The following is a 10,785-nucleotide window of genomic DNA, read 5'->3' on the forward strand; positions in this document are numbered from 1 at the left end:
CGCCCGGCCAGGATGGCCCGCCCCGCCGCCCCGCGTTCCAGCGGATGGCGGGACCCGGTCCGGTACGCCACGTGGTACGAGGTCCAACTCGGCTCCACCACCGCCAGGGCGACCCCCTCGCCGCCCTCGACGACGGTGAGGTGCGCGGTCGCGCCGGCCTGCTCGGCGAGCCGGCGCAGCGCGGGCAGTGCCCCCTCGGCGAGCAGCGGCTGCGCGCGCCGGGCCAGGTGCAGCACCCCGGCGCCGAGGCGGAGCCGGCCGGCGCCGTCCCGGCGCAGCATGCCGTGCCCGCTCAGCGCCCCGACCAGCCGGTAGACGGCGGCCCGGCCGATGCCCAGCCGGTTCGCCGCCTCGGTGACGGTCAGCCCGCCCGGCGCCTCCGCGACCAGGTGCAGCAGGCGCAGTCCCCGGTCCAGGGTCTGCGCGGTCTCGCCGCCGCGTCCCGGCTCGGGCGTCCCGGCCGCCGTCGCCCCTGGCCGGGCGTCACCCGTGCCTGCCGCCGTGTCCACAGCACGCAGCGTACGACCCGGCTCCGGCCAACCTCGAAATGCATGGACGGCTACCCTTGCACGGTGACGCTACGCCTGTATGACACCGCCACCCGATCGGTGCGGGACTTCGTCCCGCGGGAAGCCGGCAAGGTGGGGGTCTACCTGTGTGGTCTCACCCTCCAGGCCCCGCCGCACATCGGTCACCTTCGCTCCGGCGTCACCTACGACGTGCTGCGCCGCTGGCTGCTGGCCGCCGGCTTCGAGGTCACCTTCATCCGCAACGTGACCGACATCGACGACAAGATCCTGGTGAAGGCGGTCGAGCAGGGCCGCCCCTTCTGGTCGATCGCGTACGCGAACGAGCTGATCCTCGCCGATTCGTACCGGGCGCTGAACGTGCTGCCGCCGACCTACGAGCCGCGCGCCACCGGGCACATCCCCGAGATGCACGAGCTGATCACCCGGCTGATCGACACCGGTCACGCCTACCCGGCCACCGACGGCTCGGGTGACGTCTACTTCGACGTGACCTCGTGGCCCGCCTACGGGTCGCTGTCGGGGCAGTCGCCGGACGACATGCAGTCCGCCGGGGACGCCCCCGAGCGGGGCAAGCGGGACCCGCGTGACTTCGCCCTCTGGAAGGGTGCCAAACCGGACGAGCCGGCCGACGCCTACTGGCCGTCGCCGTGGGGCCGGGGCCGCCCCGGCTGGCACATCGAGTGCTCGGCGATGTGCTGGCGCTACCTGGGCGCGGAGTTCGACATCCACGGCGGCGGGCTGGACCTGACCTTCCCGCACCACGAGAACGAGATCGCCCAGTCGCAGGCGGCCGACCTGCCCTTCGCCCGGTACTGGGTGCACCACGGGTTGCTCGGCATCGGCGGCGCCAAGATGGGCAAATCGCTCGGCAACGCCCTCGACCTGGCGTACGTCGAGTCGCTCGGGGTGCGCCCGGTGGAGTTGCGCTACTACTACGCCTCGGCGCACTACCGGTCGCTCATCGACTACTCCGAGGACTCCCTCCGCGAGGCCGCGGTGGCGTACCGGCGGATCGAGGGGTTCGTGCAGCGGGCCGCGGAGCGGGTCGGCGCCGGCGAGCTCGGCGTGCTGCCGGCCGGCTTCGCGGCGGCGATGGACGACGACCTGAACACCTCGGCCGGGCTCGCCGTCCTGCACGATCTTCTGCGGGACGGCAACAGCGCGCTGACCAGCGGCGACGATGTGACCGTCCGCACGGTGCTGGCCGCCGTCCGCAGCATGCTGGATATCCTCGGGGTCGACCCCCTGGACCCGGCCTGGACCGGTGGCGGCCGCGCGGAGGACCTGCGCGGTGTGGTGGACTCCCTGATCGCGCTTGCCCTCGAGCAGCGCGCCCAGGCCCGCAACCGCAAGGACTGGGCCGCCGCGGACGCCGTACGCGACCAGCTCAAGCAGGCCGGCGTGGTGGTCGAGGACACCCCCCAGGGCCCGCGATGGACTATTGGAGAGCAGGACTGATGGCCGGCAACTCGCAGCGCCGTGGCCGGCGACTGAGCCCGAAGGCCGGAGCCCCGAAGGGCTCCGGCGGCAAGAACAAGGACTCGCTCGCCGGCCGGGGCAAGACCCTGCCCGCCGACGAGCGACCCTGGCACAAGGCGTACTCGGGCACCGAAAAGCTGCCCCAGCGCACCGCCTGGAAGCAGGACAAGGAGCGCCGCGCGGCGGCCGAGGAGGGCCGCGCCCCCAAGATCGGCCAGCCGGGCAGCAAGGACACCACCTGGGGCAAGGGCGGTGGCCGGGGCGTCCCGGCGGGCCGTGGCGGCGCCGGCGGTCGGGGCGGCAAGCCCATCGGCCGATCCGGCCCGCGGGTCGCCCCGGGCCGCAAGTCCAACCCGGCCAAGGACACCCCGGAGCTGCTGGTCGGCCGCAACCCGGTGCTGGAGGCGCTGCGCACCCAGGTGCCGGCGACCGCCCTCTACACCGCCCAGGGCATCGACATGGATGACCGGGTCAACGAGATCATCCGGACCGCCGCCGACCGGGGCATCGCCATCCTGGAGATCAGCCGCGCCGAGCTGGACCGGATGACCGGTGGGGTGCTGCACCAGGGCGTCGGCCTTCAGGTGCCGCCGTTCGCGTACGAGCCGTTCGAGGACATGATGGCGGCCGCGCTGGAGCAGCCCGCCCCGCTGCTGGTCGCGCTGGACGGGGTCACCGACCCGCGCAACCTCGGCGCGGTGATCCGCTCCGCCGCCGCGTTCGGCGCGCACGGTGTCTTCGTACCCGAGCGGCGGGCCGCCGGGATCACCGCGACCGCCTGGCGGACCAGCGCGGGCGCGGCCGCGCGGGTGCCGGTCGGCCAGGTCACCAACCTCACCCGGGCGCTCAAGGCCTGCAAGGACGCCGGCTTCATGGTGGTCGGCCTGGACGCCGATGGCGACACCGACCTCTACGACCTGGAGGCCGCGGTCGGGCCGCTGGTGGTGGTGGTCGGTTCCGAGGGGCGCGGGCTGTCCCGGCTGGTCGGGGAGACCTGCGACCTGACCGTCAGCATCCCGATGATCTCCGAGGTCGAGTCGCTCAACGCCAGTGTCGCCGCCGCGGTCACCCTCGCCGAGGTGGCCCGCCGCCGCGCCCAGGAGATCTGAGCAACCGGGAAGGCCCCTGCCCTGCCCTGCCGCGGTCGCGGCGGTGGCAGGGGTCTTTCCGCATTCCTAGATCTGGTGGGTCCAGGCGACGAAGAGCAGCGCCCCGGCCAGTGCGATCAGCAGCGTGACCGGGATCAGCCAGGGCGCGGGCCGCGCCCCGTCCAGGCCCCGGGTCAACCGCTGGTGCACGGCGGCGATCCCGACCAGCGTGACCAGGCCGGCGGCGGCCATCGGCAGGCCGACGAGGAAGTGCGCCAGCCATGCGCCGGCCCGGGTCGGGCCGCCCCACGAGTGCGTGTACGGACCGGGGTCGACGATGCCGTACAGGACGCCGCGCAGCACCATCAGCAGTTCGACGCCGAGTGGCACCAGGGCCGTGACGCCGAGCAGCAGGCTCAGCAGTCCGTGCCCGGCGACGGCCACCGGGCCCGGCCGCCGGCCGGGACCGGCGACCGGTGGCGCCCCGAGCAGCCCGGTGCGTAGGGCCCGCCACCGCGCCGCGGCGGCGTCGGACCGGCCGACCGGCGCGGCCACCAGGGCGAAGACGGCGACCGGCGCCAGCGCCGCGCAGTAGGCCAGGCTGCGGCCGGCCAGGCGGATGATCCGGTACGCCCGGGAACGCGGTGACGGAAGGCGGGTGGCGGTGTCGGGCAGGGTGGTCACGGCATCTCCTCGAATCGGAAGTTGCCGTGACGCTACGAGCGGAGTACGCCGTACCGGATCACCCCGAGGAGCCACTTCTCCGGTGGCTCCCAGGTATGCCATGCCCCAGCTACGACGAGAGGGGCGGCCCGCCGCAGCGGACCGCCCCTGTCGTGTCGCGTACGTCAGATCCGGGTGCCGGTGGCGGCGTGGAAGACGTGGCTCTGGCCGGTGCGCGGCTTGACGAAGATGGTGTCACCCATGTTCGGCATGCTGCGGCGGTCGGTGCGGACGACGAAGCGCTCGTTGAGGCCCTCGAGCGCGGCGTGGCCGTAGACGTTGGCGTCGGAGCCGAGGTCCTCGACCAGCTCGACCACGACCGGCATGCCGCCCTCGGTCGGGCTGACCATGTCGCAGTCCTCCGGACGGAAACCGACGGTCACCTTGCCGTCGCCGCCCTCGGCCTGGGCCGCGGCGATCTGCTCCCGGGTCAGCGGGATGTGCATCTCGGCGAAGGCGGCGCCCTGCTCGGTCAGCGGCACGGTCTTGATGTTCATCGCGGGGGAGCCGATGAAGCCGGCGACGAAGACGTTGGCGGGGGTGTCGTAGAGCGCCCGCGGGGTGTCCACCTGCTGGAGCACACCGTCGAGCATGACCGCGACCCGGTGACCCATGGTCATGGCCTCGACCTGGTCGTGGGTGACGTAGACGGTGGTGATGCCCAGCTTGGCCTGCAGCGAGGCGATCTGGGTACGGGTCTGGACGCGGAGCTTGGCGTCGAGGTTCGACAGCGGCTCGTCCATGAGGAAGACCTGCGGCTCGCGGACGATCGCGCGGCCCATGGCCACCCGCTGACGCTGACCACCGGAGAGCGCCTTCGGCTTGCGGTTGAGGAACTCCTCCAGCTGGAGCAGCCCGGCCGCCTCCTTGACCCGCCGGTCGATCTCCGACTTCGAGGTCTTGCGCAGCTTGAGCGCGAACGCCATGTTCTCGTACACCGTCATGTGCGGGTAGAGGGCGTAGTTCTGGAAGACCATCGCGATGTCGCGGGCCTTCGGCGGCAGGTGGGTGACGTCGCGGTCGTCGATGTAGATGGCGCCGTCGTCGACGTCCTCGAGACCGGCGAGCATCCGCAGGCTGGTGGACTTGCCGCAACCCGACGGGCCGACCAGGACGAGGAACTCCCCGTCGCCGATCTCGAGGTCGAGCTGGTTGACCGCGGGGCGTTCGGTGCCCGGGTAGATCCGGGACGCTTTCGCGTAGGTGACCGTAGCCATGGTGAAGCGCTTCCTTTCACCGGCAGGAACGTGCCGGACGATCCGAGTGAAGGAGCGACCGGCGCCGTACGGTGCCGGCCAGCGGGCGTCGCCCGGGCAGCCGAGGCCGGCCGGACTGTCGTCCGTGTCACTGCACGGTAAACGGGTTTTCCGACCCTGCCAAGACGAGGGGTGCGGGTTGGGATTGACGGCATTGCGCATTCCGGTCACACCGGCACTCCCGGGCATCAACCCCCTCGGCGGTGGACGACGTCCGGCGTCGATCCGTCGGCATCGAGGTCGGGAAGTTGACGTTTCCCATGCTCGGGAGGCCTGCCGGGCGGGAAATTCGGACGCCGGTCGCTATGCTGACGACGGCACCACTCGCCCCTGTAGCTCAGCTGGCCAGAGCACTCGCCTTGTAAGCGAGATGTCGCCGGTTCGATCCCGGCCGGGGGCTCCAGTTTCCCCCGGCGCTCTGAGCGCGTACGACGCGGGCGAGGGCGTCGGCCCGCCCCCGCCCGCGTGGCCGGCGTCCTCGTTTCAGCCCCAGTTCTGCGGGGCCAACTGGCGGGTCGTGGCGTTGAGCCGGTTGAAGAAGTTGGTGGTGGCGAGCCAGAGCACCAGCGCCGCGAGTTCCTTCTCGTCGAAGTGCCGGGCTGCCTCGTCCCAGATCTCGTCCGGCACCGGGTCGGCCCGGTCGGCGAGGCGGGTCGCCGCCTCGGCGAGCGCCAGCGCGGCCCGCTCGGCGTCGGTGAAGTAGGACGTCTCCCGCCAGGCGGCCACCGCGAAGAGCCGTTCCTCCGTCTCGCCGGCCTTGCGCGCGCCGCGGGCGCCCGAGTCGACGCAGGCGCTGCACCCGTTGATCTGGCTGGCCCGCAGGTGGATCAGCTCCAGCGTCGTGGTGGGTACGCCGGCGGAGTGCGCCGCCTTGTAGAGCAGGTTGATCGCCTTCATGGCGTCGGGGAGCATCATGGCCGGGTTCTGCATCCGTGCCTTCATGATCGTTCCATCCATTCTGTCCTGTTAGGCTGGCCGGCGTCCGCCGTGCCGTACCCGTCCTCGTCCGTCGCCTGGATGTCGACGGTCGGGATGGGTGTGTGACAGATGTGACGGCGATCACTTACGAGGTGGTGCACGATTAGAGTCTGGCCGTGCCTTTCTGGGCTGTTCGGGCGTGTTGGGTTATCGCTCAGCGCAGCGGTCGGACACGAGTCCCGCGATGGCGAGCATGGTGTCTTCGAAGTGTTCCCGGCGTCCGATGTAGCGCTGCAGGGGTCGCCACTGTTTGGGCTCAGCAATGGCGTGTTCGACGCAGATCCGTTGTGAGGACTGGGTTTTCCGCGCGGTGTTGTATTCGGCGAGTTGAGCTTCGGTGGCGTCTTTCGGTGGTTTCTTCGGCGGCGCGGTGACCTGGTCGGGGAAGTCGCGGGCCAAGCCCTGGTAGCCGGAGTCGACCTTGGCGCGCACGTTCGGATACTGCCGCAGCAGGTCCTCAATGCCCTCGGTGCGCAGAGTGGTGACATCGTGCATCCGCCCCGGTCGGGTGGCCCCGCACCACAGCAACCGGCCTTCGCCGTCGCTGATCACAGTGGGTTTGATGGTGTTCTGCTTCTTCTTGCCCGACACGAACGCTCGCCGGCCGGGCCGGTTGGCCTTGGGCCGGCGGACCTGGACCTCGGTGCCGTCGATGCGCAGTTCGACACCCTCGGCGGCGGCGTAGGCGACCACATCTGCGAGGGTGCGCAGCCGCAGTTGCGGCTTGCCGGGTACGGCGAAGCCTCGCGCGGCCAGCAGTGGCCGGATCTCACCCACGGCGCGGGTGATGGTGGCCCGGTCGACGTTGTAGAACAGGGCCAACGCAGCGTGCGGAAGTTGGAAACGCAACACCACCAGGGTCGTGATGACCCGGTCGGTGAAGGTCAGGTCGTGGCCCGGGCCGGCGCCGGGCGCGCGGACCCGGTCACCGCCGCGGCGTTCGCGCAGCCGGGATTCCTGCTGGGCTGTCCACGGGTCGGCCAGTTCAGCGATCAGCTTGCCCAGCCTGCGCCGGGAGATGCCGGTACAGATACGATGGGACAAGGCCGTGCGGGCCCATCTTGACGTCACAATCATGATCGTCCCGCACGGCCGCTTCCATGATCGAAGCGGGCTGAGTCAGCTATCGCGCACCGAGTCGTTACTGGTCCCGGGGGGAAGGCCATGGGCGAGACCGACCTGCTGGCCCGGCGCTTCGAAGAGCAGCGACCCCGCCTCCGGTCGGTGGCCCAGCGGATGCTGGGTTCCGGGGCCGAGGCCGACGACGCCGTGCAGGACACCTGGTTGCGGCTCAGCCGCGCCGACGTCGACGTCATCGAGAACCTGCCCGGCTGGCTGACCACGACGGTCGGCCGGGTCTGCCTGGACCGGCTGCGCTCCAGCGCCGCTCGGCACGAGCAACCGGCCGACGTGACCGGGGACGAGCCGGCGACGACCGGCCCGGGCGCGGACGATCCGGAGCAGGCGGCGCTGCTGTCCGAGTCGGTCGGACAGGCGCTCCACGTGGTGCTGCGGACCCTCGCCCCGACCGAGCGGCTGGTGTTCGTGCTGCACGACATGTTCGCGGTCTCCTTCGAGGAGATCGCCGCCGTGGTCGACCGCAGCCCCGCCGCCGTACGGCAGATCGCCAGCCGGGCCCGCCGCCGGGTGCAGAGCCGCTCGGCCGGGCCCGAGACGGACCCCGCCCGTCAGCGCCGGATCGTCGAGGCGTTCCTCGCCGCCTCCCGGGACGGCCGTTTCGAGGACCTGCTCACCCTGCTCGACCCGCACGTCGTCATGCGCGCGGACGCTGTCGCCGCCCGGCTGGGCTCCTCCGCCGCCGCAGTGCACGGGTCGTCCGTCGTGGCGGATTTCTTCTTCGGGCGGGCCCAGGGCGCGCTGCCCGCGTTCATCGACGCGGCGCCCGGCGCCGTCGTGGTCGTCGACGGCCGTACCCGCATCGCGATCAGCTTCACCGTCACCGACCGCATCATCGGCATCGAGGTGGTGGCCGACCCGGACCAGCTGCGCACTCTCGACGTGGTCGTGGGCTGATCGGCGCCGCCCAGCTCGAGCGGTAACCTGGCGGCGATGAGTCGTGCCGTGGAGGTGTCCAACCGGGCGATGCTGCGCGCCCGGGACGCCATGGACCGGTCGTACGCCGAGCCGCTCGACGTGCCGGCGCTGGCCCGGATCGCACACGCCTCCGAGGCGCACTTCATCCGGACCTTCCGCGCCACCTTCGGCGAGACCCCGCACCGCTACCTGCAACGCCGCCGGGTCGAGCGGGCGATGTACCTGCTGGTGCAGACCGACCGGCCGGTCACCGAGATCTGCTACGCGATCGGGTTCGGCAGCCTCGGCACCTTCAGCCGCACGTTCCGCGACATCGTCGGCGAGTCCCCCTCGGCATACCGCAGGCGCAAGGCCGCCGGCGTGGCCGCCGTGCCGAGCTGTTTCGTGAAGGCGTGGATGCGGCCGAGTGCCGCCCGCTGAGCCGGTCAGCGCCGACGCATCGCCAGCTCAGCAGTTTTGGATAAGCACCAGGTCAGGCCGGGGTCTAGCGTCGTCGGCATGACGATTAACTCGATTTCCCGCTCCCAGATCTACGTCCTCGACCAGGACGAGGCCCTCGACTTCTACGTCGGCAAGCTCGGCCTGGAGGTCAACACCGACCAGGACCTCGGCTTCATGCGCTGGCTGACGGTCAACGTCCCCGGCGACCCCGAGCACGAGATCCTGCTGGAGAAGCCCGGCTCGCCGGCCCTCGACCCGGCCACCGCCGAGCAGGTGCGGGAGATGCTGAGCAAGGGCGCGACGGGCGGCTCGCTCTTCTTCACCACCGACGACGCCCGCAAGACGTACGAGGACCTGGTGGCCAAGGGCGTCGACATCTACGACGAGCCGACCGAGCGCCCGTACGGCATCGACTTCGGCATCCGGGACCCGTTCGGCAACATGATCCGCATCGGCCAGATGCACCCGAAGGGCTGAGGAGCGGACCGATGACCCAGGCCGTTCCCTTCCGGGTACGTCCGGCCGCTGTCGGCCGGGACCGGGCGCTGCTGGCCGGCGGCGCCCTCGCCGGCCCGCTCTTCGCCGCCTCCGCGCTGGTCCAGGGCCTCACCCGGGACGGCTTCGACTTCCGCCGGCACCCGGTGAGTGTGCTGAGCAACGGCGACCTGGGGTGGGTGCAGATCACCACCTTCCTCGCCAGCGGGCTGCTCGTGCTCGGCGCCGCCGCCGCGCTGGGGCGCCGGGACACCGGCGCCCGGTGGCTGCCCAGGCTGCTCGTCCTCTACGGGATCGGGCTGGTGCTCGCCGGGATCTTCCGGGCCGACCCGGCCGACGGCTTCCCGGCCGGTACGCCGAGCGGTCCCGGCCAGATCAGCTGGCACGGCGGGCTGCACTTCCTCGCGGCGGCGATCGGCTTCGTCGCGCTGATCGTCGCCGCGCTGGGCGCCGCCCGTCGGGCGGCCCGGCGGGGCGAGCGCGGCTGGGCCGCGTACAGCCTGGCCAGCGGGGTCTGCTTCGCGGCGGCCTGGGTGGCCCTGATCGTCCGGCCGGCGCCGCCGACCATGGTCGGCTTCGGCCTGGCCGTGGCGATCGGCTGGGCCTGGGTCACCGGCATGCTGTGGCGGGCGGACCACGGTCGGAGCGTCTGAGGCCGGCACGATCGGGAGGCGCGGGCTAGGCTCGCGCCTCCCGATCAGTGTGAGGTGACGGATGGCGAGCCGGTTGCTCTACCTGGCCCGGCACGGTGAGCAGCACCGGGCGGAGGACGAGGCGCCGGACATCGGGCTCTCCGACCGGGGCCGGCGGCAGGCGACCCTGCTGGGGGAGCGGCTGCGCGGGCGGCCGTTCGACGCCGTCCACCACGGACCGCTGCGCCGGGCCGTCGAGACCGCCGAGCTGGTCGCCGCCGTGCTGCCCGGCGTGCCGGTGCACGCCGCGGAGGATGGTGGGAGACCACCTGCCGCACGACACGGACCGGGCCGCCCTGCCCCCGGCGTACGCGACCTTCCTGGCCGGCTTCGACCAGCGCGAGCGGACGGACGGGCCGCGCCGGACGGCGGAGGCGGTGGCCCGGTTCGCGCGGCCCCCGGCGGACGGGGACGTCCGCGAACTGGTGATCACGCACAACTTCCTGATCGCCTGGTTGGTCCGGCACGCGCTGGACGCCCCGGAGCGGCGCTGGCTGGGCCTGAACCACCACAACTGCGGCCTCACCGTCATCCGCTACGGCTCGGGCGGGCCGCCGAACCTGATCGGCCTGAACGACGTGGCCCACCTGCCGCCCGAGCTGCGCGGCACCGGCCTGCCACCGGACTACGTCGTCTGACCGCGCGGCCCAGGCAGGTCAGGCGGTGACGCGGGTGAGCAGGTCCACCAACGCTGACGTGGCCGGCGGGCGGGTGGGGCCGGCGTCGCAGTCCACGTAACCGGTGGTCCGGGTGTCCACGGTGAGCCGGTAGGCGAAGGCGTCGGCGCAGTCGCCGGGGTCGGCGGTGGCCGCCGTCTCGGTCGCCAGCCGTGGGTCGGCCGTCAACTTCCGCAGGCGCGCCAGGTCGGCGGGACCGAGCCGGCCGCTCCGGGTGCCGCCGGCGCGGTCCACCCTGGTCCAGCGGCCGTCGGGCTCGACGGTCAGCGTCTCCCGCGTGCCGGCGATGCCGCCGGTGCGGACCAGCACCACCCGGGCGGCGGCGTCCGGGGTGCGCGGGGCGGTGGTCGTCGGTCTGGCCGGGGTCGTCG

13 protein-coding genes, 1 tRNA gene and 1 pseudogene are annotated in these 10,785 nt (G+C 72.5%); 9 read left to right on the forward strand and 6 right to left on the reverse strand.

Annotated features, from left to right (window positions below; all coding sequences use genetic code 11):
• Nucleotides 1-416 (reverse strand): IclR family transcriptional regulator (locus DKT69_RS28430; RefSeq protein WP_146231235.1); only part of this gene is annotated, 416 nt, incomplete at its 3' end.
• 156 nt (nucleotides 417-572) lie between these two features.
• On the opposite strand from DKT69_RS28430, the gene cysS reads away from it, so the two are divergent.
• Nucleotides 573-1,988, forward strand: a complete 1,416-nt coding sequence (gene cysS, locus DKT69_RS28435) for a cysteine--tRNA ligase (RefSeq protein ID WP_109804553.1) — start codon at nucleotides 573-575, stop codon at nucleotides 1,986-1,988.
• Complete coding sequence (gene rlmB, locus DKT69_RS28440) at nucleotides 1,988-3,118, forward strand: 23S rRNA (guanosine(2251)-2'-O)-methyltransferase RlmB (protein ID WP_109804554.1); 1,131 nt, start codon at nucleotides 1,988-1,990, stop codon at nucleotides 3,116-3,118. The genes cysS and rlmB overlap by 1 nt, the downstream gene beginning before the upstream one ends.
• A 66-nt stretch (nucleotides 3,119-3,184) precedes the next feature.
• On the opposite strand, the gene DKT69_RS28445 is transcribed toward rlmB, so the two are convergent.
• Nucleotides 3,185-3,781: a hypothetical protein gene (locus tag DKT69_RS28445; protein ID WP_109804555.1), complete on the reverse strand. Its 597-nt coding sequence runs from the start codon at nucleotides 3,779-3,781 to the stop codon at nucleotides 3,185-3,187.
• A 164-nt stretch (nucleotides 3,782-3,945) separates the two neighbouring features.
• The gene (locus tag DKT69_RS28450) at nucleotides 3,946-5,037 is read right to left on the reverse strand and encodes an ABC transporter ATP-binding protein (protein ID WP_109804556.1); all 1,092 of its coding nucleotides are present in this window, start codon (nucleotides 5,035-5,037) and stop codon (nucleotides 3,946-3,948) included.
• Nucleotides 5,038-5,402: 365 nt separating this feature from the next.
• Here DKT69_RS28450 and DKT69_RS28455 point away from each other — a divergent pair.
• Nucleotides 5,403-5,479: transfer RNA gene (locus tag DKT69_RS28455), tRNA-Thr, on the forward strand.
• A gap of 80 nt (nucleotides 5,480-5,559) precedes the next feature.
• Here the strand turns inward: DKT69_RS28455 and DKT69_RS28460 are convergent.
• Both DKT69_RS28460 and DKT69_RS28465 read right to left on the reverse strand, forming a co-directional pair.
• A complete protein-coding gene (locus DKT69_RS28460) occupies nucleotides 5,560-6,018 on the reverse strand; it encodes a carboxymuconolactone decarboxylase family protein (protein WP_109804557.1) in 459 nt (152 codons plus the stop codon).
• A gap of 183 nt (nucleotides 6,019-6,201) precedes the next feature.
• Complete coding sequence (locus tag DKT69_RS28465) at nucleotides 6,202-7,098, reverse strand: transposase family protein (RefSeq protein WP_201749907.1); 897 nt, start codon at nucleotides 7,096-7,098, stop codon at nucleotides 6,202-6,204.
• Between the two features lie 120 nt (nucleotides 7,099-7,218).
• On the opposite strand from DKT69_RS28465, the gene DKT69_RS28470 reads away from it, so the two are divergent.
• The 6 genes and pseudogenes from DKT69_RS28470 to DKT69_RS40720 all read left to right on the forward strand — a co-directional run bounded on the left by DKT69_RS28470 (nucleotide 7,219) and on the right by DKT69_RS40720 (nucleotide 10,375).
• Nucleotides 7,219-8,088, forward strand: coding sequence for a sigma-70 family RNA polymerase sigma factor (locus tag DKT69_RS28470; RefSeq protein ID WP_109804559.1), 870 nt, complete (start codon nucleotides 7,219-7,221; stop codon nucleotides 8,086-8,088).
• A 36-nt stretch (nucleotides 8,089-8,124) separates the two neighbouring features.
• Nucleotides 8,125-8,529 carry a helix-turn-helix domain-containing protein gene (locus DKT69_RS28475; protein ID WP_109804560.1) on the forward strand — a complete coding sequence of 135 codons (405 nt, stop codon included), beginning with the start codon at nucleotides 8,125-8,127 and terminating at the stop codon, nucleotides 8,527-8,529.
• Between the two features lie 78 nt (nucleotides 8,530-8,607).
• Nucleotides 8,608-9,027 carry a VOC family protein gene (locus DKT69_RS28480; protein ID WP_109804561.1) on the forward strand — a complete coding sequence of 140 codons (420 nt, stop codon included), beginning with the start codon at nucleotides 8,608-8,610 and terminating at the stop codon, nucleotides 9,025-9,027.
• A gap of 11 nt (nucleotides 9,028-9,038) precedes the next feature.
• Nucleotides 9,039-9,698: a DUF998 domain-containing protein gene (locus tag DKT69_RS28485; protein WP_109804562.1), complete on the forward strand. Its 660-nt coding sequence runs from the start codon at nucleotides 9,039-9,041 to the stop codon at nucleotides 9,696-9,698.
• A 61-nt stretch (nucleotides 9,699-9,759) separates the two neighbouring features.
• Nucleotides 9,760-9,927 (forward strand): annotated as a pseudogene (locus DKT69_RS40715) (histidine phosphatase family protein); the annotation flags it as partial.
• Nucleotides 9,928-9,991: 64 nt separating this feature from the next.
• A complete protein-coding gene (locus DKT69_RS40720; RefSeq protein WP_255420238.1) occupies nucleotides 9,992-10,375 on the forward strand; it encodes a histidine phosphatase family protein in 384 nt (127 codons plus the stop codon).
• Nucleotides 10,376-10,393: 18 nt separating this feature from the next.
• Here DKT69_RS40720 and DKT69_RS38575 read toward each other — a convergent pair.
• Nucleotides 10,394-10,785: hypothetical protein (locus tag DKT69_RS38575; RefSeq protein ID WP_109804563.1), on the reverse strand; the 392-nt coding region annotated here is incomplete at its 5' end.

The organism is Micromonospora sicca, from assembly GCF_003172935.1.
GTDB classification, from domain to species: domain Bacteria; phylum Actinomycetota; class Actinomycetes; order Mycobacteriales; family Micromonosporaceae; genus Micromonospora; species Micromonospora sicca.

Coding starts and splice junctions, on each gene's coding strand:
- DKT69_RS40720 (WP_255420238.1), top strand. CDS start 9,992: ATGGTGGGAGACCACCTGCCGCACGACACGGACCGGGCCGCCCTGCCC.
- DKT69_RS28485 (WP_109804562.1), top strand. CDS start 9,039: ATGACCCAGGCCGTTCCCTTCCGGGTACGTCCGGCCGCTGTCGGCCGG.
- DKT69_RS28475 (WP_109804560.1), top strand. CDS start 8,125: ATGAGTCGTGCCGTGGAGGTGTCCAACCGGGCGATGCTGCGCGCCCGG.
- DKT69_RS28450 (WP_109804556.1), bottom strand. CDS start 5,037: ATGGCTACGGTCACCTACGCGAAAGCGTCCCGGATCTACCCGGGCACC.
- DKT69_RS28460 (WP_109804557.1), bottom strand. CDS start 6,018: ATGAAGGCACGGATGCAGAACCCGGCCATGATGCTCCCCGACGCCATG.
- DKT69_RS28470 (WP_109804559.1), top strand. CDS start 7,219: ATGGGCGAGACCGACCTGCTGGCCCGGCGCTTCGAAGAGCAGCGACCC.
- rlmB (WP_109804554.1), top strand. CDS start 1,988: ATGGCCGGCAACTCGCAGCGCCGTGGCCGGCGACTGAGCCCGAAGGCC.
- DKT69_RS28480 (WP_109804561.1), top strand. CDS start 8,608: ATGACGATTAACTCGATTTCCCGCTCCCAGATCTACGTCCTCGACCAG.